16 protein-coding genes are annotated in these 21,871 nt (G+C 73.4%); 9 read left to right on the top strand and 7 right to left on the bottom strand.

The window, feature by feature from the left end; translation table 11 throughout:
• Positions 1 to 22 precede the first annotated feature (22 nt).
• Complete coding sequence (locus AB0I60_RS18455) at positions 23 to 1,810, bottom strand: type VII secretion-associated protein (RefSeq protein WP_360731292.1); 1,788 nt, start codon at positions 1,808 to 1,810, stop codon at positions 23 to 25.
• A 432-nt stretch (positions 1,811 to 2,242) separates the two neighbouring features.
• Here AB0I60_RS18455 and AB0I60_RS18460 point away from each other — a divergent pair, with 432 nt between their 5' ends.
• On the top strand, positions 2,243 to 2,911 hold the full coding sequence (locus AB0I60_RS18460) for a hypothetical protein (RefSeq protein ID WP_360731294.1): 669 nt from the start codon (positions 2,243 to 2,245) through the stop codon (positions 2,909 to 2,911).
• Positions 2,912 to 3,043: 132 nt separating this feature from the next.
• Here AB0I60_RS18460 and eccCa read toward each other — a convergent pair whose 3' ends face one another.
• On the bottom strand, positions 3,044 to 7,048 hold the full coding sequence (gene eccCa / locus AB0I60_RS18465; protein WP_360731296.1) for a type VII secretion protein EccCa: 4,005 nt from the start codon (positions 7,046 to 7,048) through the stop codon (positions 3,044 to 3,046).
• 254 nt (positions 7,049 to 7,302) lie between these two features.
• Here eccCa and eccD point away from each other — a divergent pair, with 254 nt between their 5' ends.
• Positions 7,303 to 8,697 (top strand): type VII secretion integral membrane protein EccD, encoded by a 1,395-nt coding sequence (eccD, locus tag AB0I60_RS18470; protein WP_360731298.1) that lies wholly within the window; start codon positions 7,303 to 7,305, stop codon positions 8,695 to 8,697.
• Between the two features lie 5 nt (positions 8,698 to 8,702).
• Complete coding sequence (gene mycP, locus AB0I60_RS18475; protein WP_360731300.1) at positions 8,703 to 10,133, top strand: type VII secretion-associated serine protease mycosin; 1,431 nt, start codon at positions 8,703 to 8,705, stop codon at positions 10,131 to 10,133.
• Positions 10,134 to 10,205: 72 nt separating this feature from the next.
• Here mycP and AB0I60_RS18480 read toward each other — a convergent pair whose 3' ends face one another.
• The 3 genes from AB0I60_RS18480 to eccB all read right to left on the bottom strand — a co-directional run bounded on the left by AB0I60_RS18480 (position 10,206) and on the right by eccB (position 13,376).
• A complete protein-coding gene (locus tag AB0I60_RS18480; protein ID WP_360731302.1) occupies positions 10,206 to 11,333 on the bottom strand; it encodes a hypothetical protein in 1,128 nt (375 codons plus the stop codon).
• Positions 11,330 to 11,680, bottom strand: a complete 351-nt coding sequence (locus AB0I60_RS18485) for a hypothetical protein (protein WP_360731304.1) — start codon at positions 11,678 to 11,680, stop codon at positions 11,330 to 11,332. The genes AB0I60_RS18480 and AB0I60_RS18485 overlap by 4 nt, the downstream gene beginning before the upstream one ends.
• 61 nt (positions 11,681 to 11,741) lie before the next feature.
• On the bottom strand, positions 11,742 to 13,376 hold the full coding sequence (gene eccB, locus AB0I60_RS18490; RefSeq protein ID WP_360731306.1) for a type VII secretion protein EccB: 1,635 nt from the start codon (positions 13,374 to 13,376) through the stop codon (positions 11,742 to 11,744).
• A 130-nt stretch (positions 13,377 to 13,506) separates the two neighbouring features.
• Between eccB and eccE the strand changes: the two genes are divergently transcribed.
• From eccE to AB0I60_RS18510, 4 genes are all read left to right on the top strand, one after another.
• Positions 13,507 to 14,844: a type VII secretion protein EccE gene (gene eccE, locus AB0I60_RS18495; protein WP_360731308.1), complete on the top strand. Its 1,338-nt coding sequence runs from the start codon at positions 13,507 to 13,509 to the stop codon at positions 14,842 to 14,844.
• Positions 14,841 to 15,569 (top strand): hypothetical protein, encoded by a 729-nt coding sequence (locus AB0I60_RS18500; protein ID WP_360731309.1) that lies wholly within the window; start codon positions 14,841 to 14,843, stop codon positions 15,567 to 15,569. Before eccE ends, AB0I60_RS18500 begins: the two co-directional genes overlap by 4 nt.
• A gap of 250 nt (positions 15,570 to 15,819) precedes the next feature.
• The gene (locus AB0I60_RS18505; protein ID WP_360731311.1) at positions 15,820 to 17,382 is read left to right on the top strand and encodes a S8 family serine peptidase; all 1,563 of its coding nucleotides are present in this window, start codon (positions 15,820 to 15,822) and stop codon (positions 17,380 to 17,382) included.
• 136 nt (positions 17,383 to 17,518) lie between these two features.
• On the top strand, positions 17,519 to 18,130 hold the full coding sequence (locus AB0I60_RS18510; protein WP_360731313.1) for a Uma2 family endonuclease: 612 nt from the start codon (positions 17,519 to 17,521) through the stop codon (positions 18,128 to 18,130).
• On the opposite strand, the gene AB0I60_RS18515 is transcribed toward AB0I60_RS18510, so the two are convergent.
• Positions 18,127 to 19,212, bottom strand: a complete 1,086-nt coding sequence (locus tag AB0I60_RS18515; protein ID WP_360731314.1) for a glycosyltransferase family 4 protein — start codon at positions 19,210 to 19,212, stop codon at positions 18,127 to 18,129. The two genes, AB0I60_RS18510 and AB0I60_RS18515, sit on opposite strands and share 4 nt — an antisense overlap.
• Before the next feature lie 49 nt (positions 19,213 to 19,261).
• Here AB0I60_RS18515 and AB0I60_RS18520 point away from each other — a divergent pair, with 49 nt between their 5' ends.
• Together AB0I60_RS18520 and AB0I60_RS18525 are read left to right on the top strand one after the other, a co-directional pair.
• The gene (locus tag AB0I60_RS18520; RefSeq protein ID WP_360731316.1) at positions 19,262 to 19,999 is read left to right on the top strand and encodes a PIG-L family deacetylase; all 738 of its coding nucleotides are present in this window, start codon (positions 19,262 to 19,264) and stop codon (positions 19,997 to 19,999) included.
• The gene (locus tag AB0I60_RS18525; RefSeq protein WP_360731318.1) at positions 19,996 to 20,979 is read left to right on the top strand and encodes a lysylphosphatidylglycerol synthase transmembrane domain-containing protein; all 984 of its coding nucleotides are present in this window, start codon (positions 19,996 to 19,998) and stop codon (positions 20,977 to 20,979) included. Before AB0I60_RS18520 ends, AB0I60_RS18525 begins: the two co-directional genes overlap by 4 nt.
• Positions 20,980 to 21,052: 73 nt before the next feature.
• On the opposite strand, the gene truA is transcribed toward AB0I60_RS18525, so the two are convergent.
• Entirely contained in the window at positions 21,053 to 21,844 is a 792-nt protein-coding gene (truA, locus tag AB0I60_RS18530) for a tRNA pseudouridine(38-40) synthase TruA (RefSeq protein WP_360731319.1), read from the bottom strand.
• Positions 21,845 to 21,871 lie beyond the last annotated feature (27 nt).

Raw genomic sequence — 21,871 nt, forward strand, 5'->3', positions numbered from 1 at the left:
CGTCGTACCCCCACTCGCGCGGTCAGTTGGTCACGGTCAGCGTGCGGACGACCTGCTCGCACGCCCGGCGGACGCGGTCCTCACCGGACGGCGGCGCCTGGCAGCCCACGCTCACCTGGGCGTCGCGCTGGAACAGCACGTACCAGTCGATCGTCGCGGTACCCGCCCGCTCCCGGTAGTAAACGACATCCTTGCCGCCGAAGCTCCCGGAGGTGTCGAAACCGGACAGGTCCGAGCCCTTGTCGTACTCGGCGCGCAGCTCCCGCTCCGCTCGCGCCCGGTCCGCCGACGAGTCGTAGTCGAGCTTGCGCTCGGTCACCGTGATCACGTCGTCGGGCGACTCCGGGGCCAGCGGCTTGAGGAACACCTGCCGGGTGCCCGCCGCGCCGCCGCTCTGGTCCCAGCCGGGCGGCGCGACGAACCGGTAGTCGTACTGGGCGATGGTCTTGCCCGGCTCGCCGGACGACGTCGTCGGCCCCACCTCGTCGGCGGTGCGCTTGGTCAGCGCGTACGCGACCGACCCGCCGACCACCACGGCCAGGCCGAGGGACACCCCGACGACCAGCGGCGTGCGGCTGCGCGGCCGGGGCGGCGGCGGGGGCGGCTGCTGCGGGAAGTACGGCGGGCGGGGGAAGCCGGCGGGCGGCGACGGGGCACCGGCGGCGATCCGGCGGGTGAGCTTGCGGGTGGCGTCGTCGGTGATCTTCTGCGTCACGCCCTGCTCGGGCAGCGCGCCGGTGCGCATCGGGTCCGCGCTCACCGCGCGCAGCGCGCCCCGGGCGACCACCGTCTCCGGCTGGTCGATGCTGGTCGGCACCACCCCGGTCTGCTCCAGCACCAGCCTGCCGACCAGCGGGATGCGGCTGGAGCCGCCGACCAGGAACACCCCGGCCAGCGCGCGCGGGTCCAGGCCGGCGTCGCGCACCGCGCCGGCCACCAGCGCGGCGGCCCGGGTCAGCGGCGGGCCGATCAGGCGCTCCAAGTCCGCGCGGGTCACGTGGGCGTCCGGGAACGGCGGCGGCATCGGCACGTCGGTGTAGGAGTGCCGGGACAGCGTCTCCTTCGCGCCCCGCACGTCCTGGCGCAGCACCCGGCGCTTGCGCCGCTCGGCCATCCCGCGCCCCTCCACCAGCTCCCGCCACGCCTCCGGGTCGCCCGGCGAGACCAGCGAGCCGACGTGCTCCAGCAGCGCCTGGTCGACGTCCGCGCCGCCGAACGTCGGGTCGCCCTTGGTGGCCAGCACCCGGAACCCGCCGCCCCGCCGGACCACGACGCTCGCGTCGACCGTGCCGCCGCCCAGGTCGAGCACGGCGAGCACCGCGCCCTCCCGGACCGCGTGCGACGCCGAGTGGAACACGGCGGCGGCCACCGGCTCGGGCACCAGCCGCAGCTCCTGGCCCAGCCCCCGGCCGGCCTCGGCCAGCACCCCGGTCCGGATCGCGCCCCAGTCCGCCGGGTGGGTCAGCACCAGCAGGTCGACCGGCACGCCGCCGGCCACGTGCCGGGCCTCGGTCACCACCCGGGTGAGCACCGCGCGCACCACGTCCACGACCTTGAGCACGCTGGTGCCCAGCAGCAGTTCGCCCTCGTCCACCCGGCGCTTCGGGTGCGGCTCGTAGCGGGAGGGGTCCACCGCCGCCTGCCGCTCGGCCTCCTGGCCGACGAACAGCGCGCCGTCCGCCGCCGCGAACACGGCGGAGGGCAGGATCGGCTGGCCGTCGACCACGACGACCTGCGGTTCCCGGCCGTCGACCGAGATGGCCACGCAGGTGCTCGACGTCCCGAAGTCGACCGCCACGCGCAAGCTCATCGGGCATCCCCTCGTCACCGGCTGCCTGGAGGGTATCCGGACCGGCCCGACCGGGCGGCCGGGTCCGGCCACTCGCGCGACGGCGCTCCGACCGCGCGCCGCGTGCCGGGACGGCGCTGGGAAGCGGTGGCGCGACCCGACTGTCACCGTCCACCTGCGGGCCACGCGAACGGGCGGTTCCGGTGTCGCCGTCCGGCGGGCCGCAGGCCGCCCGCGAGACGCATGGACGGTCCTCCGCCGGCCGCCGCCCCCCGTGCGGTGGGCGGGCCGGCCGGACCGTCACCGGAGTGGTTGGTGCAGGTCCCCCGATCGAGCAGAACCCGGTTCAGGGGGTGGTCCGGCACCCGCTGTTCACATAATGGGCTGGATGATGCCCGCAGGCGGGGCGACCTCCGCCCCGCGTCCCGCCGCCCGGGCCGAACGGAGCCGACCATGTCCGCGATCGAGGTGTTACCCGGTCCGCACGCGCTGACCGGTGAACGGGCCCTCCGGCACGCCGCCCGGTGGACCGACGCGCTGCGCGGGGTCGCGTCCGTGCGCGACCTGCCCGTGCCGGACACGCCCGCCGACCGCGAGCTGCGGCTGCTGGCCGGGATGCTCGGCGGTGACCGGCTGCTCGACGCGCCGGTGCCCTTACCGCTGCCCGACACGTCCGCGATCCGCGCCGACGCCGACCGGATGCTGGCCCGCTACGGCCGCGACGGCGACGGCGAGCGGTACGCCCACATCGGCGACGACACCCGGGCCGAGGTGCTCGGCTGGGACCTGCCCGCGCTGGTCGCGGACGCCACGGGCCTGCGGGTCAGCCCCCGGCTGCGGCTGTACTTCGCCCGCGACGACGCGGGCGGCGTCGGCTTCCGGCTCGACTCGCGCCGGTTCGGCGACCTGCGCCTGGTGGTGCCGCTGGACCCGGTGGGCACCACCCTCATCGCCGGCCCCGCCGGCATCCGGGGCTACCGGGGCCCGGTGCTGTTCGACGGCGTGTGCGTCCCCCACGGACGCGCCCCCGGCACCTCCGCCCGCTCGCTCAACATCGGTCTGCGCAGGCTCGGGCCGCAGCGCGCCGCCGACCTCTTCCGAGTGCCCTGCACCACCGCGTAGCCCCGGAGAGCCGACTCCGCCGGTCACCTCCCGCGCACGGCGACCGCGCGCCCCCGGACCGTGACGGCCGCGCCCCGGGAACAGAACGAGCAGGGCCCCGCCGTGGCGGGGCCCTGCGTGCGTCGTGAGCGGTCAGTCCGGCTGGATCCAGGCGACCTGGATGCGCTGCTGGCCGAACTTGCGGGTGACCAGCGTGCCCCGGCCGGGCGGTTGCGGCGACGCCTTGAGGGTGCCGACGATCGCGCCCTCCTCCTTCGAGCCGGAGCCGACCAGGATCGGGGCCGAGATCTCCTTGAGCTTGCCCAGCACCGGGTCGTACATGGCCCGCGACGCGCCACCCATGCGGCGGACCGCGATGATGTGCAGACCGACGTCCTTGGCCTGCGGGATGAACTCGGCCAGCGGCTGGAGCGGGTTCTGCGCGCCCTGCGGGGCGACCAGGTCGTAGTCGTCCACGACGACGAACAGCTCGGGGCCCTTCCACCAGGAGCGGTTCTTGAGCTGCTCCTGGGTGACGTCCGGGCCGGGCAGCCGGCCGGTCATCGAGCCGCGCACGTCCTTGACCATGTCCACGAGCTGCGCCGACGACACGGCGTAGGCCAGCAGGTGGTCGGTGTCGATGAAGCCGAGCATGGTGCGCCGGTAGTCGACCAGCATGATCAGCGCCTCGGACGAGGTGTAGCTGGTCATGATGCCGCGCACGATCGTGCGCAGCAGGTTCGTCTTGCCGGACTCGCCGTCGGCCAGGCACATGAAGTGCGGGTCGGACTCGAAGTCCAGGTAGACCGGCGCGAGCTCGTCCTCGTTGACGCCGACCGGCACCAGCCTGCCCCGGTTGGGGTTGAGCTGCTGGACCTGGCCCATCAGGTCGTTGTGCTGGAGCAGGTCGGGCAGCAGCCGGACCTGCGGGGCGCGCCGGCCGCGCCACGCGGCGGACACCTTGGCGATCATGTCCTGTACGCCGCCCGCGACCGTCTCGGCGTCCGAGGACGCGTCGACGCGCGGCAGGGCGGTGAGGAAGTGCAGCTTCTGCGGCGACAGGCCGCGACCGGGCCGCCCGACCGGGATGTTGACGGCGACCTTGCGGTCCACGTCGGACTCCGACGGGTCGCCGAGCCGCAGCTCGAACCGGGTGCCCAGCAGGTCCTTCATCGCGGGCCGGATCTCCGCCCACCGGTTGGCGGCCACGACCACGTGCACGCCGTAGGACAGGCCCTGCGCGGCCAGCGCCTGGACCTGCGGCTCCAGCGACTCGAACTCCTGCCGGAAGTTCATCCAGCCGTCGACCACCAGGAACGCGTCGCCGAAGTCGTCGTCCCGGATCTCGCCGCGCCGCTTGCGGTTGCGGAACTCGACCATCGAGTCGATGCCCTGCGCGCGGAACCGCAGCTCGCGCTCGGCGATCAGGCCGCTCAGCTCGGCCACCATCCGGCGGGCCTTGTCCACGTCGAGCCGGGACGCGAACCCGCCGACGTGCGGCAGCTTCTCCAGTGACGCGAGCGTGCCGCCGCCGAGGTCGAGGCAGTAGAACTGCACCTCCTCGGCGGTGTGGGTGAGCGCCATCGACGTGATCAGGGTGCGCAGCATCATCGACTTGCCCGACTGCGGGCCGCCGACGATCGCGCCGTGGCCGGCCGCACCGGCGAAGTCCGCCCACAGCAGGTCGCGGCGCTGCTCGAACGGCTTGTCGACCACGCCCAGCGGCACCTGGAGCTTGCCGTTGGAGAAGAAGCCGGGCGAGGTCAGGCCCCGGTCCTCGGTCGGCTGCAACGGCGGGAGCAGGGTGTCCAGCGACGGCGGCTCGTTCAGCGGCGGCAGCCACACCTCGTGCGCCGGGGGACCTTGCCCCACCAGGCGCTCGACGATGACCTCCAGCTCGCTGGGCTCGTTGCTGTCCTCCTTCTGCTTCTCCTGCTTGACCGGCTCGACCGGCTTCACCGGCTCCTTGGGGATCTCGACGTAGTCCGGCACGAAGAAGCGGGGCCGCTTGTCGCTGGACACCACGGCCGAGGGCCCGGCCACCTGGATGCCGGCGGGCCGGTACGGGCCGGACACGTACAGCGCCTTGAACCGGGTCAGCGGCGAGCCCTGCACGCCCAGGTACCCCGAACCCGGGATGGGCGGCAGCTCGTAGGCGTCCGGCACGCCGATCGCGGCCCGCGACTCGGCGGCGGAGAACGTCTTGAGACCGATCCGGTAGGACAGGAACGTGTCCAGGCCGCGCAGCTTGCCCTCCTCCAGGCGCTGCGAGGCCAGCAGCATGTGCATCTGGAGCGACCGGCCGACGCGGCCGATCTGGAGGAAGATGTCGATGAAGTCCGGCTTGGCGGTGAGCATCTCGGAGAACTCGTCGATGCAGATGAACAGCGCGGGCATCGGGTCGAGGTCGGCGCCGTTCTCGCGGGCCTTCTCGTAGTCCCAGACGTTCTTGTAGTTGCCCTTGGCCAGCACCTCCTGGCGGCGGGCCACCTCGCCGGCGATGGCGTCCTTCATCCGGTCGACCAGGGTCAGGTCGCCCGCCAGGTTGGTGATGGTCGCCGCCACGTGCGGGGCCTTGTCCAGGCCGAGGAAGGTCGCGCCGCCCTTGAAGTCGACCAGGATCATGTTGAGCGAGGTCGAGGAGTGCGTGGCCAGCAGGCCCAGCACCAGCGTGCGCAGGAACTCGGACTTGCCGGAACCGGTCGCGCCGATGCACAGGCCGTGCGGGCCCATGCCCTCCATGGCCGCTTCCTTGATGTCCAGCTCGACCTGCTGGCCGAACTCGCCGATGCCGAAGGGCACCCGGTAGCGGTCGCGCACCGGCCGGGGCCGCCACGCCTGCTGGACGTCGAAGGTCATCGGGTCGCCGGGCAGGCCCAGGAACTCGATCAGCGGCGGGTTGTTGGACATCGACAGCGGGTCCTCGTCGCTGCCGCCCGCGTCGACGCCGCCGACCCGGTAGGGCGCGAGCCGCCGGGCCAGCGCCTCGGCCTCGACCACGCTGAGCCAGTCCGGCCCGCCGAACCACTCGACGCCGCTGGCGCTGCGCGCGCCCAGCTTGCCGTCCTCGATCACCAGCCGCAGGCCGCGCCGCGCGGTGAGGTTGCCCAGCGACTCGGACAGGTCCAGCAGCGTGACGCCGACCAGGCCCTCCTCCAGGACGATCTGCTCCTCGCGGGTCACGTCGCCGTCGTCGATGAGGATCACGATGTGCGGCTGGTCGGCGGGCGGCGGCGCGTTGCGGGTGAACCGCTGCCGGTCGCGCAGCAGGTCGTCGAGCATCTGCTCGACCTCGGCCAGCGAGCCGGCCATCATCCGCATCTGGCCGATGCCGTCCACGATGTGCGGGTGCTGCACGTGCGGCAGCCACTTCATCCACTCCCACTGGGCCTTGGTGCGCCCGGTGGTGACGACCGCGATCAGCAGGTCGTCCGGGGAGTGGAAGGTGGCCATCTGCGCCAGCAGCGCGCGGGCCAGGCCGCGCTTCTCCTCGATCCCGCCGAGCAGGCCCACGGCGGCGAAGCCGCGCAGCGCGATGGAGATCGGCAGCTCGGGCACCAGCGAGTGCGCGCGCACGAACCGGCGCAGCGCGAGCGTCGCGATGGGCTCCAGCTCCTCCACCGGACCGGTCTGCGGCGGCACCAGGCGGGTGGCCAGCCGCTGCGAGCCCCGGCCCGCGCGCAGGTGGCAGAAGTCCGGGTCGTTCTGCCGGCGCTCCCACATCCGGCGGGTGGTGGCCAGCGACCACAGCATCTGCGGGTCCGGGTGCACCCACTCGCGCTCGGCGCGCTGCTCGTTGGCCGCCTCGCGGGCCCGGTCGCGCATCTGGCCGAGGTACCGCAGGTAGTCCTTGCGGTCCTCGTTCATCTCGGCCTTCTTCTGGCCCTTGCCGGAGCCCATGCCGCCCGCCATCATGCCGATGGTGGAGATCATCATCATGCCCGGCATGATCATCGCGGCGGGGTTCTTGTTGCTGTAGCTGAACATCAGGACCATCATCCCGATGGACGAGACGATCATGACCGCCGGCATCGCCTTCATCATGACGTTGCCGGGGATGACCCGGGGCACCTCGGGCGGCGGTTCCAGGTGGACCTCGCCACCCGGCGGACGGGGAGCGGCGAGGCGTGCCGTGCGCTTGAACTGCAACGTGCTCACCTGACAGGCACCTCTTCACACTCTCGAACCAACGCACGCGGGGTGCGCCAACCAGTCGCAACCGACACTATGGCGCATCGCCGGAACGGGCGGCGGTGGGTCCGGGAAAATCGCGGTCGGACGTGTTGTGCCGATCCGCCCTGCCGGGACACCCGTTGAGGCCATACTTGGGGCCGCCCGGTGGGCCCCCGAGCAGACGAATAAGGTCGGCACGGCCCACAAGCACACGAGCAACGAGGACTTAGGGGGCGCTGGTGGCGACCGGTACGACGGTGTTCAGCCGGGTCACGGTGGTTGCGCCGCGAACGCGTATCGACGTCGCGCTGCCGGCCGACGTGGCGGTGGCCGACCTGCTGCCGATGCTGCTGGACATGGCCAAGGAGGCCACTCCGGACGGCGGCGTGCGGCACGGCGGCTGGACCTTGGCCAAGCTGGGCGACAGCCCGCTGGACCCCGGCCGCACGCTGGCCTCGCTGGGCGTGGTGGACGGCGAGCTGCTCCAGCTCCGCAAGCGCAACGAGAACCCCCCGCCGCCGCTGTACGACGACGTCGTCGACGCGATCGCGGAGTCCGACCCGGACAGCTTCCGGCCGTGGACCAAGGACACCGCCCGCCGCTACGGCCACATCGCGGGCGCGCTGGCCCTGATCACGGCCGCCGTCGCGGTCCTGCTGTCCGGCCCGCTGGTGGGCGGCAGCGGGCTGTGGCCCGCGATCTGCGCGGGTGCGACGGCGATCGTGGCGCTGGCGGCCGGCGCGGTCATCGCCCGGTCCTACGACGCGACCGGCACCGGCGTGCTGATCGCCGCCGCCGGCGGCCTGCCGATGGCCTACGTGGCGGGCCTGTACACCGTGCCGGGCGAGATCGGCCGGCCGAACCTGCTGCTGGCCAGCGTGCTGGTGCTGATCTTCGCCTCGGCCGCGATCCTGCTCATCGGGCGCGGCATCACGGTCTTCATCGCGGCGGCCACGGCGGGCGCGCTGAGCGGCCTGGCGTTCCTGATCGGGATCTTCGTCGACCACCCGGTGGTCGGCATCGCGGCGGCGACGTCGGCGGTGTCGCTGGCGATGATGTCGGCGCTGCCCCGGCTCACCATCCAGCTCGCGAAGCTGCCGCTGCCGACCGTGCCGGGCAGTGCCGAGGACCTCAAGGAGGACACCGGCTTCCCGGAGTACGCGGTGATCGAGCGGCGCACCGCGAACGCCCACGAGTACCTCACCGGCATGATCATCGGCTGCGGCGGCATCGCGGCGGTGTTCTCGGTCATCGCGGCCGGCGACGGCACGGTCTTCGGCCCGATCCTGGCGGTCGTGGTGGCACTGGTGCTGCTGCTGCGCGGCCGGGCGTACGCCAACGGCGCGCAGGCGGTGGCGCTGCTGGTGTCCGGCATGGTGGCCGGCGCGGGCGTGCTGGTCGGCTGGCTGGTCGAGTCGGACCCCGCGAACCGGCTGCTGTTCGTGTTCGGCACCCTGGTGGTGGTCGGCGCGGGCGCGCTGGTGCTCGGCGTGATCTTCCCCAACCAGAAGTTCTCCCCGGTGCTGCGCCGCACGGTCGACGTGCTGGAGGCCATCCTGATCGCCTCGGTGCTGCCGCTGGCGCTCGCCGTGATGGACCTCTACGTCGCGATGCGCCAGCTGATCCCGGCCTGACCGCCGTGAAGCGCACCGCACGCAGCCTCGCCGCGCTCGCCGCCGCCGCGCTGGTCCTGGTGACCGCGCCCGGCGCGTGGGCCCAGCCGACCTCCGCCGCGCCGACCCGGCCGAACTCGGTGCCGCCGCCGGTCGACCTGGGCAAGTACCTCAAGCCGTTCAAGCCGCCGGCCGAGGACGTCAACTACACGCCCAGCAAGCTCTGCTTCCAGTCCAACACCGGCAACCAGCCGATCCCGAACAAGCCGTGGGGCCAGATGCAGCTGCGCCTGGAGGAGGCGCACCGCTTCGCCACCGGCGCGGGGGTCAAGCTGGCCATCATCGACACCGGCGTCAACGCCGAGCACCCCCGGCTCAAGGGCCGGGTGACCGGCGGCGGCGACTACGTGGAGACCGAGAAGGGCGGCACGTCCGACTGCGACGGCCACGGCACCGAGGTGGCGGGCGTGGCGGCGGCCAGCCGCGACGAGCAGACCGGGTTCATCGGCGCGGCGCCCGAGGCGGAGATCATCGCCTACCGCCAGACCAGCGACCACTTCAAGTTCGACGACCCGGCCAAGGTCGACAGCCGCCCGTCGGCGGGCAAGGTGCGCACCCTGGCGGAGGCGATCGTGGCCGCCGCCACCGCCGGCGCGCAGGTGGTCAACATCTCGCTGACCTCCTGCGAGCAGCCGCACGAGCCCAGCGACCAGGAGCGCGAGCTGCAGGCCGCGATCCACTGGGCGGTCAACGAGAAGGACGTCGTCATCGTGACGGCGGCGGGCAACATGGGCAGCGACGGCAAGGGTTGCAGCGTCCAGAACGACAACCAGAACGTCGACGCGGTCAACGTCGTCGCGTCCCCGCCCTGGTACGCCGAGAACGTGCTGTCGGTGGCGTCGATGGGCCAGACCGGCGCGGTGTCGAACTTCTCGGTGTGGGGCCCGTGGGTCAGCGTGGCCGCGCCGGGCGAGGACATCACCACGCTGGACCCGGCGGGCCAGGGCCTGGCGAACGTGCACGTCGACGAGCGCGGCGCGGCCAGCCGCATCCAGGGCACCAGCTACGCGTCGCCGTACGTGGCGGGCGTGGTCGCCCTGGTGCGCCAGCGCTTCCCGACCCTGACCGCGCGCCAGGTGATGGACCGGGTCAAGGCGACCGCGCAGCACCCCGGCAACCCCGGCGGGCGCGACCACAAGGTCGGCGCGGGCATGATCAACCCGGTGGCCGCGCTGACCGCCGAGCTGCCGTCGGAGACGGGTCAGCGGGCGGACGCCCCGGACCAGCTCATGACCAACCTGGACCCGCTGAACCCACCGGACCACACGCCGCTGATCGTGGCGCTGTCCGGGACGGGCGCGGCGGTGACCCTGCTGCTGCTCACCCTGTTCACCGTGCACACGATCAACCGCAACCGGGCCCGCAGGGCGCCCCCGGTCAAGCGCAGCGTCATCTGACCCGACGAGGACGGGCCGCACCCCGCGCGGGGTGCGGCCCGTGCCGCGTTTCCCGGCGTCCGGTGCGGGCGGTCAGTCCTCGCCGAGCACCTGGGGTGCGGTCTTCTTGGGCTTGCCGAGGATCTCCTCGGTGGAGCCGGACAGGCGGACCTTGGACTTGTGCTCCTTGTCCCCGCCCTGCCCACCACCGGCACCGGCCATGCCGCCCATCATGCCGCCGCCCACCACGCCCCCGGTGGCCGCGCCGGTCGCCGGGCCCCCTCCGCCGGTCGGGGCGGGCCTCGGCGCGGCGTCGGACGGTCGGGGCTCCTGGACCATGGAGGCGCCCCCGGGCGCGAGCTGCGGCTCGGGCGTGGTGCCCGCGGGCACGCTCCCGCCGCCGACCCCTCCCCCCACGCCGGCACCGGGCGTTCCGCCACCGCCGCCGGGCTTGGGCGCCTCACCTGCGCCACCACCGGGCGTTCCCCCGACGGCCGCGCCACCGCCAACGGCACCACCACCGGCCGCACCACCGCCGGCACCCGCCCCACCGGCACCGACGACCGCCGGGCCGGGGGCGCGGGTGTCGACCGGCTTCGGCCCGGTGAACGACCAGTTCTCCTCGGGGTACCGGTGCTCCATCCGGACCTCCGCGAAGTCCGAGGTGCCGGCCACGCCGTCGCACAGCTCCAGGAACGCTTCCAGCACGTCCCGCACGCTCTCGTGCAACTCCTTGGCCGGGTGCTTCAGCTCGTCCAGCGCCTCGACCACCCGCCGGTCGCCGTCCAGCGGCAGCGCCGCCGCGTCCGACACCGCGTCGGCGGCATCGGCGAACACCCGCGCCATGTCCGAGACGATGTCCCGGATGGCGTCGGCGGTCCGGTCCAGCGCGTCGCCCATCGCGTGCATGGCGTCGGACATGTCGTGCCCGGCCAGCCCCACGGACTGCATGTGCGCCACGAAGGAGTCCGCGTCCCGGCCCTGCCAGGCGGAGTCCAGCGCGCCCAGCGGCTTGGTCAGGTCGCGCGTCACGTGCTCGGCGACCAGACCGGCCCGGCGCCACCGCTCCGCCTCGTCGTGCAGGTCGTTCCACGTCCCGACGACCGGCCTGAAGTACTCCTCGACCAGGTCCACCACGCCCAGCCGGCGGCTGATCCCGGACAGGTACTCCAGCTCCGGCCCGACCTCGGCGGCGAGCTGCCGCCCGTCCTCACCCCTCACCGCCGGTCCGCGTTCCGGATCAGGGCGGCGGCCTCGTCCTCCTGGGAGCCGTAGTGCTCCGCCACCGCGTGCAGGTTGCGCGCGGCGGAGGTCAGCACCTCGCACGCCCGGTCGAGCTGCCGGTCGAGCAGCGCCGCCGCGCGGCCGTACGCCTCGGCGCTGCGCAGCACGCGGCCGAGGTCGCCGAAGCTCTGCGGGCGGACGGGCTCGGCCCTCAGGTCGGCGCGGGCGCGGGTCAGCTCCTCGGCCGCCTCGTCCACCCGCTTCGCGTACAGCTCGACCCACCGCGCGTCGACCGCGATCCGGCCGGCGCGCGCCGGGGCGGCAGGTCGTGGCACCTCGTTCACCCGGACACCTCCTCACCCTCGGACGGTGCCCGGGTCGCGGCGGTTCCGCCAGGTGGCGGGCTCAGCCGCCGGACGCCTTCTTCTGCTGGTCCTCCGGCAACTGGCCGAGGTTCTTCGGCACCGGGATGGAGTCCCAGCTGCGCGCCGCATCGGTCCGGTTGAGCTGCGGGCCGTTGGGCAGCAGCCGCAGGATCGACTCCGGGCCCGGCGTGAACTGGTCGCCCAGCCCGAGCGCGCCGCTGACCACCGTGTCCGGGACGCCGTACTTCACGCCCCGCCCGGAGACCAGGTGGATGGGCCCGCTGCGGAAGTCCTGGGTGGAGGTCGCCGAGCGCACCACCGCCGACTTCCCGGACGCCATCATGAACTTGCCGACCACCTCGCCGGTCGCGCCGACCTGGTTGATGTCGACCGCGACCGCGTCGGAGGGCACCGGCAGCGTCGGCGCGATGGTCACCTGGGTGTGCTGGGACCGGTTGTCCGCGGTGACGTTCTCGGCCCGCCAGTTCAGGCACACCACCCGGTTGTTCTGGTTGGGCTCCAGCACGTCCGGGACCTCGGTCGGGTAGTCCAGGAAGTCCAGCGGCTGCGCGGGCTTGCGGGTGTCGATGCGGGCGATGTCGACCCGCTTCGCGTCCGCGCCCTGCGCGTAGGCGGCGCGGATCAGGTCGCCCGCCGCGCGGCTGATCTCCTGCAGGGCGTCCTTGAGGGCCACGTAGAACACCGGGTCGGCACCCGTGCGCACGACCTCGATGACGTCGCCGACCTCCAGCGTCACCCCGTTGAGGTAGGTGACCGGCTCGCCCAGGCCGGGGATCTCCGGCGCGCGCAGCGGCTTGGCCTCGGGGATCGCGTTGAGCAGGCCGGAGCTGATCGCGCGGACCGTCTTGTCGCGCAGGTTCAGCGCGGTCAGCACGTCCGCCTTGGACAGGTCCACCTTGGCCCGCACGGTCGACGTCGAGGTGATCTTCGAGTTCACCGGGGCCTTGTAGATCAGGTACGCCTGCTTGTCGTCGGTGCCGGTGCGGACCAGCAGCGCCTTGGTGCCGTCCAGCAGTTGGCCGCCGCTCATGCCCGCGAGCACCGTGGTCTCGAACTTCCCCTTGGCGGTGGGGTTGTTCAGCGTCTCGTCCAGGTCGAGCGTGTCGCACACCGACCACTCCGGACCGATCCGGTCCTCGACCTTGGCGGGGAGCTGGTCCGGGCCGTCCGGGATGCCGGTCAGCCGGCCCTTGGGCATCTTGGCGAGAGCTTTCTCACTGACCAGCTTCGGCTCGCCGCCCGCCACCTGCGGCCCGGCGTTGGCCAGGCCCGCCTGCGCGTCGCCGCCGCCGACCGCGTTCTGCGCCTTGTCCGGGTTCTGCTGGTTGAGGATCAGCAGCCGCGCGGAGGCCAGGTTCGTCATCGGGATGAGCTGGTCGGGGTCCTTGCGCACCACGTAGACCTGGCCGGTCTCCTTGCTGATGGCGATCTGCGTGTCGCCGTCGATCTTCGGGTCGGGCGAGAAGAAGCCGAACACCAGGAAGCCGATCAGGCCGATCACGCCGAGGATCACGCCCACCGCCGTCGCCCGCGAGTGCGTGCGCATCGGGTCGTGCAGCATCACCGCGTCTCTGCGCACCAGGGCGGACTGCATCCTGCGCAGCACGAAGCGGTAGGCCTGGACCTGTGACTTGGTGGTGGGTGTTGATGCCATTCTCGGCTCGCTGCTCTCCCAGTCGCGGTACGGTCTGCACGATAGCCGGACGGCGGGTGGCGCGTGTGCGGGTTGGTCAGACCCGGGCCGGCGCGCTCGCCGAACGCCGACGGAAAGAGAACCAGATCGGATGTCCGTGACCACCCCACATCCGGGCCCGCCCAACCCCGCCATGGCGCGCGCGCAAGCCGCCGGGGGTGCCGTGCGCGCCGCACTGCTGCGGGCGCGTCGCCGCGCCACCGGGGCCAGCCTCGGTTCGCTCCCGGTCGCCAACCTGGTGGTCCTGGAGGTCGGCGTCGCGGTCGGCCTGGTCCTGCTCGCCATCGGGACGACCGGTGACCGGGTCGCGCCCGCCCTGCTCTACACCGCAGGCGGGATCGTGCTGGTCGCGCTCGTCCTCGCGTTCACCCGGTCGCGGGGCCGGTGGCTGACCCAGTGGATCGGCCTGGTCGTCCGCTACACCCTGCGCGGCCACGCGCGCACCGCCAAGCGGTCCGGTCCGGTGGAGATGAAGCCGCCGTCCGAGGAGGAGACCTCGGTCATCGGCCCGGACGACCCGCGCGTGGCGCTGCTGCGGCTGGCCGTGCCGGACCTGGTGGTGGCCAAGGGCGTGGACCACGAGCGCCGCCCGCTGGGCATGGCCTGGCACCAGGGCGCGTGGACCGCCGTCCTGCTGGTCGACCCCGCACCCGGCCTGATCACCGCCGTGGGCAGCGCCCCGGCGCTGCCGCTGGGCGCGCTCGCGCCGACCCTGGAGGACCGGGGCGTGGTGCTGGACGCGATCTCGGTGATCTGGCACTGCTACCCCGGCAGCGCGGCGCTGCCCGCCAACTCGCCGGCGCTCAACTCGTACCTGGAGGTGCTGGGCCCGCTGCCCGCAGCCGCCCGGCGCACCACGTGGATCGCGGTCCGGCTGGACCCGAAGCGCTGCGCCGCGGCGATCCGGGAGCGCGGCGGCGGCGTCGTCGGCGCGCACCGGGCGCTGATCGGCGCGCTGTCCCGGGTCCGCAACGCGCTGGAGTCGGCGGGCGTGGCCATCCGGCCGCTGGACTCCGACGAGCTGATCCGCGCGGGCATCTCGGCCGCCGAGCTGACCTCGGTGGCGGGCTCCAACAACTCGGTGTCGCTGCGCGAGAAGTGGGCCGGCGTGACGGCGGGCGGCGTGGGGCACGCCTCCTACGCGATCACCGGCTGGCCCGCCAAGGGCATGAGGAACAACCTGAACGCGCTGACCGGCGTCCGGGCGCTGTCCTCCACGCTGTCCATGACGATCTCGCCGAGCAGCGAGCAGGGCCAGGTCGGCCTGCGCGGCCTGGTGCGGGTGTCCGCCCGGACGCCGTCCGAGCTCGACCGCGCGGACGACCGGCTCAAGGCGCTGTCGGACAAGCTCGACATCACGCTCACCCCGTTGAACGGCCTCCAGGTCGCGGGCCTGGCCGCCACCCTGCCGCTGGGAGGTGTCGCGTGACGAACTCGCGCCTGCTCGACACCCGGGGCCAGGGCCGGGGCGTGGCACCGGAGTTCCTGGTCTCGCCGCAACTGCTGGACGTGGTGTCGCCGTCCGGCGACCGGGGCGGCATGGTGCTCGGCTCCGGCCTCAAGGGCGAGCCGCTCACCATCTCCGTGCTGCGGTCCGCGCCGACCCGCATGGTCGTCGTCGGCGGCCTGTACCTGGCCCGGCAGATCGCGTTGCGCGCCATGGCGACCGGGGCGTGGATCACCATCGCCACCGGCCGCCCGCAGGCGTGGCAGCCGGTGGTCCGGGCGGCGGGTGCGGGCCAGGACGGCCGCCCGTCGCCGCTGGTGCAGCTGCGCCGGCTGAGCCCGGTGGAGCTGCCCAGGCCGTCCGAGGACAGCCCGCTGCTGGTCGTGCACGACGGCGGCCACGTGCCACAGGAGCTGTTCCCGCCGCGCTCGCCGTGGCAGACCACCATGTACGTGCTGCCCTACCTGCACCCGCAGGCGGCCACGACCGCGAACACCGCCGACCTCGTGCTGCTCCAGCGGCTGCCGGTCGGCCAGGCCCAGCTGGCGAGCCAGATCTGGCGGCTGCCGCCGCAGATGGCGCACCAGCTCACCACGTTGAAGGACGACCAGGTGATCGCGCTGGGCGCGAACCTGTGGCGGCCCCTGCGCCTGGTGACCACCCCGGGCGAGCAGCAGATCCTGGGTGCCGTGCGCCGCGGCGACTGACCACCCGCACCGCCGTCGACCCGTGCCCCGGACCCCCGGTCCGGGGCACAGTCGTCCCGCCGCCGTCCAGTCACCCTCCGCAGCTAGTCATTCACAGCGCGAATAAATTTCTGTGGAGAGGCCATTCGCCGGATATTGCCGGCGTTTCCTTGCGCCGGTCCCTCGCGGAGAACTAGGAAGTTACCCACCGTGTCCGACCGGTTTCGGGGACGAACCCGGTGGGGCGCACACTCTGCGAGGAGGGGGACCCATGGGAGACGTTCACGCGCCCGGCCCGAGACGCCTGGCCGGCGTCGCGCTGGCCACCGGAACCGCCCTGGTGGTGAGCGCCGCGCTCACCGGCCCGGCGGCCAACGCCCAGGGCGACATCCGGGGGTTCGGTGCCGAGGACTCGGTGCGGGACAGCTACATCGTGGTGCTCAAGGACGTCGGCGCGGCCGACGCGAACGCCGTGGGCGCGTTGAGCGCCAAGTACCAGGCGGACGTCGAGCACACCTACACCAGCGCCCTGCGCGGGTTCTCCGCCACCATGCCCGAGGCGCGGGCCCGCGCGCTCGCCGCCGACCCGGCGGTCGCGTACGTGCAGCAGGACGCCCGGGTCGGGGCGTTCGACACCCAGGCACCCACCCCGTCCTGGGGCCTGGACCGGATCGACCAGGCGGCGCTGCCCCTGGACAACTCCTACACCTACCCGAACGACGGCGAGGGCGTCACCGCCTACGTCATCGACACGGGAATCCGCTTCTCGCACAGCGACTTCGCGGGCCGCGCCACCTCCGGGCGCGACACCGTCGACAACGACAACGACGCCACCGACTGCAACGGCCACGGCACCCACGTCGCCGGCACCGTCGCGGGCACCCGGCACGGCGTGGCGAAGAAGGCGAAGCTGGTCGGCGTCCGGGTGTTGGACTGCGCCGGCTCCGGCACCTACGCCGGGGTCATCGCGGGCATCGACTGGGTGACCGCGAACGCCGTCAAGCCGGCCGTGGCGAACATGTCCCTGGGCGGCGGCGCGGACGCGACCGTGGACCAGGCGGTCCGCAACTCCATCGCGGCGGGCGTGACCTACGGCCTCGCGGCGGGCAACGACAACGGCGCGAACGCGTGCAACGTGTCACCGGCCCGCACCACCGAGGCCATCACGGTCGGCTCCACGACGAACACCGACGGGCGCTCGTCGTTCTCCAACATCGGCACCTGCCTGGACATCTTCGCGCCGGGCTCGAACATCACGTCGTCCTGGTACACCGACGACAACGCCACCAACACGATCAGCGGCACGTCCATGGCGACCCCGCACGTCGTGGGCGCGGCGGCGCTGTACCTGTCGACCAACCCGACCGCGACCCCGCAGCAGGTGCGCGACGCGCTGGTGAACGGCGCGACGAACGGCGTGGTGGGCAACGCGGGCGCCGGCTCGCCGAACAAGCTGCTGCGCGTGGTCGGCGACACCCCGCCCACCGGCTGCCCGGCGAAGACCAACGCGACCGACGTGGCCGTGCCCGACCAGGGCACCGCCACCAGCACCATCGCGGTCACCGGCTGCGCGGGCAAGGCGGGCGCCGCCGCCACGGTCGAGGTGCACCTCAAGCACGGCTACCGGGGCGACCTGTCGGTCGACCTGATCACGCCGAGCGGCGCGGTGCGGCAACTGAAGGTGCAGAGCGGCTCGGACGGCGCGGACAACGTCGACGCCACCTACCCGGTCAACCTCTCGACCGAGAACGCGAACGGCGACTGGAAGCTGAGGGTGCGCGACTGGTACGCCCAGGACACGGGTCTCATCGACACCTGGACCCTCGACCTGTGACCCCCTGATCCGGACGCGGCCCACTCCGCGCCCAGCGGCCCCCACCGGCTTCCCGCAGGTGGGGGCCGCTTCACGCCATCACCCGTTTGATGGACCTGGAACACTGAGGTCAGCGTCGAGCCGAGAGGTGGCAGCCGTGTCCGCAGCACCCGAGCACGGGTACGAGTGGCACCACGAGCCGTACCCGGCGATCGGCCCGCACACCGTCGAGGACTGGCTGGACCTGCCACCCACGGCGGACGGTTCGCGCATCGAGCTGATCCTGGGGTACCCGCACGTGACGCCGCCGCCATCCGGTAAGCACCGGTTCGCCATGACCCGCCTCATCCGACCGGTGGAGGACGCGCTCACCGAGGCTGCCCGAGCGGACCTGTACGCGGTCTGCGAGGTGAACGTCGAGATCCCCACCGCCTTCCGCACCGCGCTGGTCCCGGACGTCGTGATCCTGAACCGACCGCCCACCGAGGTGAGCTTCCCGGCGGGGGACCTGGCACTCGCCGTGGAGATCTGGTCGCCGGGCAACACGCTCGCCGAGCGGGAGTTCAAGGTGCGCGGCTACGCGGGCGCGGGCGTGCCGTTCTTCTGGGCCGTCGACCAGCCGAGCGAACTCAGCGAACTGAAGCTCACCGCGTACCGGCTCGACAACGGCAAGTACGTCGAGGAGAACGTCCTGAAGCCCGGCGACGAAACCACCATCACCGCCGCACCCGTCCCGGTCACGCTCGACGCGGCACGGCTGGTGATCTAGGCGGGCGTCCGGCACTGGGCCTTGTCCGCGCACGCCCGCAGCGCCTCCAGCACGCGCGGCCACGTGCAGTTCGGCTCGGTCTCGCGGTTGTGGGACGCGATGCGCCGGCGCAGGTCGTGGTCGGCTGCGAGCTTCACCACACCGCCCACCAGGTCGTCGGTCACCACGCCTTCGACGCCGTCGCGCACGAAGTCCGTCACGCCCGTCCCCGGTCGGGCCACCACCGGCACGCCGGCGGTCCGGGCTTCCAGGGTCGCCAGGCCGAACGCCTCGGCCACGGTCGGGTTCACGAACACGTCCGCCCCGGCCAGCAGGCGCGAGATGCCGGCCCGGTCCAGCCGGCCCGGCAGCGACACCCAGTCCATGCCGTGCCGCCGCAGGTAGCGCCGCATCGGCGCCATCTCCGGGCCGTCGCCCGCGATGGTCGCCCGCAGGTTCCCCACCTGCTCCTGGGCCTCCCGCAGCACTTCCAGCAACCTCATCGGGTGCTTGCGCGACGCCAGCCGGCCCACCGACACGACGTGCACCGAGTCGTCCGACCGCCGTTCGCCGCCGCCGCGCCACTGCGCGGGCTTGATGCCGTTGGGCACCACCGACACCTCGACGCCCGGCAGCGCCTCGCGCATCCGGTCCGCCGCCGCCGTGCTCACCGCGCCCAGCACGAGCGGGGTGCGGGTCCAGCCGCCCACGCGGTCCAGCCAGCGGTACGCCCGCCGCACCGACGGGTCCCACATGCTGTGCACCACGGCGACCGTCGGCAGCCCCAACCGCAGCGCCGAGCGGATGCCCGACCACGCGAACGGTGAGATCGCGCCCACATGCGCGTATACGACGTCCGGCCGCACTTCGGTGAGGATTCGATCAATGTGCTTGCCCGCGCGCGGGTGCACTGGCAGGTTCCACGGCAAGCGCATGGCGACCCGGTGCACCTGGTACCCGGGTGGCCGTTCGGCCAGCCGGGTGGCGGTCACGACGTGCACCTGCTCGCCGGCCTCGCGCTGCGCGTCGGCGAGGCCGGCGACCTGCACCTCGATCCCGCCCAGTCGCGGGAGGAAGCAGTCGGTGACGTGGATGATCGACACATGGACTCCCGTCAAGCCGCCGAACAGACCAACTGACACTCTTGCACCTGTGAGCCGTACCTGCGTGTTCTTCCACGCCCACCCAGACGACGAAGCCCTGCTGACCGGCGGCACCATGGCCCGCCTCGCCGCCGAGGGGCACCGGGTCGTGCTCGTCGTGGCCACCGCGGGCGAGCGCGGGCTGGCGTCGGACCGGCACGACCTGGGCTCGGTCAGGACACGGGAGGCCCACGTCTCGGCGAAAGCCCTGGGCTGCTCACGTGTCGAGTTTCTCGGCTACGAGGACTCCGGCCTGGACGGTTCGACAGGATTCGCCCAAGCGGACGTGTCGGAAGCGGCCGGACGCCTCGCGGAGCTGCTCCACGAGGAGAAGGCCGACCTGCTCACGACGTACGACCCGACCGGAGGATACGGGCACCCCGACCACGTCCAGGTGCACCGGGTCGGCGCGCTGGCCGCCGAGCTGGCAGGCACACTGAGGGTGTGGGAGGCGACGGTCGACCGGACTCTGCTGCTGCGCGGGCTGCGCCTGGCGCGGCTGGTGCGCCGGTTCGACCTGACTCCGTTCAAGTCGGCGTACACGCCGCGCGAGGAGATCACCCACAAGGTCAACGTACGCCGCTACCTGGACCAGAAGCGGGCCGCGCTGGCCGCGCACGCGACGCAGACCACGGGCGGCGAGGACCCGCGCACCCTGACGGCGCTGCTGAGCCTGCCGAAGCCGTTGTTCCGACTGGTGATGGGCACGGAGTGGTACGTCGAGCGCAAACGCTTGCGAGCCCAGTGACCGCCGTCGCCGACAAGCCGGTCCGCCCGGCCACTCCCCGCTGGCGCACCTGGCTGCGGCTGGGTGCCTCGGTCGCGTCGCTGGCCCTGGCGGTCTGGCTGGTGGTGGCCGTCGTGCCGACCGTGGCCGGTGTGGACTGGGCCTCGATCGGCGACCGGATGTCCGACGTCGGCCCGTTCGCCCTGCTCGGCCTGACCGCGCTGTGGCTGGCGGGCCTGTGGGCCTACACCTACGTGCTCACCGGCTCGATGCCCGGCCTGCGCAACACCCAGGCGTTCAGCCTCAACGCGGCGGGCAGCGCGGTCAGCAACCTGCTCCCGTTCGGCGGCGCGGCCGGCGTGGCGGTGACCGCGATGATGGCGGCGAGCTGGGGGCACTCGGCGCGCGCGATCGCGTCGTCGACCATCGTCAGCGGGCTGTGGAACGCGCTGGGCCGGGTCGCCCTGCCGCTGGTGGCCCTGGCGATCCAGGGCGCGGCGGTGTTCGGCCAGGGCGTCCTGGCGGCCACGCTGGGCACCGCGGCGGCCCTCACGGCGGTGGTGATCGCCCTGACGCGCCTGCGGTGGCTCAGCGGCGTGCTGAGGGGCCGTGCGCGGCGGTTCGTGGTGCGGTTGCGGCGGCAGAACGCGACGGTCGTCCGCGACGGCTGGTCGAGGATGACCCTGGGCCTGGTCGCCTACCTGGCGCTCCAGGCGCTGCTGCTGTGGTGCTGCCTGGCGGTGACCGGCACCGAGCTGTCGCTGCCCGCGCTGATCGCGGCGTTCGCGGTGAGCCGGCTGCTGACGCTCGCGGTGGTCACGCCGGGCGGGTTCGGGGTGAGCGAGAACGGCACGATCGCCCTGCTGGTCGCCCTGGGCACGCCCGCCGCGCCGGCCGTGGCCGGGGTGCTGCTGTTCGCCGTGTTCACGTTCCTGGCGGAGATCCCGCTGGGCGGCGCGGCCTGGCTCAACTGGTCGGTCCGCCGGGCCCGCGCCTCCTGAACGCCCGCGATCCCCACCCCCGGCCTGGTCACAGCGCGGGCCTGGTCACGGCGCGCGGAGCCGGTCCGGCGGCTCAGCCGGCCGGTGCCACCCGCACGTTCCGGGTGACCAGGGCGCGTTCCGCGAGCCGGTCGTCCGCCGGGTAGTCGACCCGCACCAGCGACAGGCCGTGCGGCGGGGCGACCGTCACCTCGCTCGACCGCGCCGTGAGCGACAGCAGCGACGCCGGCCACGTCACCGGCTTGCGGCCCTCGCCGACCGCCAGCAGCGCGCCGACCAGGCTGCGCACCATGGAGTGGCAGAACGCGTCGGCCGACACGGACGCGGTCAGCACCTCGCCCGAGCGCTCCCACGACAGCCGCTGGAGCTCGCGGATCGTCGTCGCACCCTCGCGCCGCTTGCAGAACGCGCAGAAGTCCTTCTCCCCCAGCAACAACGCCGAGGCCGCGTTGAGCGCGTCCAAGTCCAGCGGGCGCGGCCAGGCCAGGGTGTCCAGGCGCCGCAACGGGTGCGCGCCGGACGGGGCGTCGGTCACCCGGTACTCGTAGTGCCGCCGCAGCGCCGCGAACCGGGCGTCGAACTCCGGTGGCACCACCCGGGCGGAGAACACCCGGACGTCGGCGGGCAGCGCGCGGGCCAGCCGCCGGGGCAGCCCGGCGACGTCCACGCCCGCCGGCAGGTCGGCGTGCGCGACCTGGCCGGACGCGTGCACCCCGGCGTCCGTGCGGCCCGCCACGGTCAGGCCGACGTCCTCGCGCAGCACCGTGGACATCGTGTCCTCCAGCACCCCGCACACCGTGCGCCGCCCCGGCTGCCGCGCCCAGCCGGAGAACCCGGTGCCGTCGTAAGCCAGGTCCAGGCGCACACGAACGAGCCCGTCGCCCCCAGCGGG

The sequence above is a fragment of the Actinosynnema sp. NPDC050436 genome (genome assembly GCF_040655415.1).
In the GTDB taxonomy this organism is placed as follows: Bacteria; Actinomycetota; Actinomycetes; order Mycobacteriales; family Pseudonocardiaceae; genus Actinosynnema.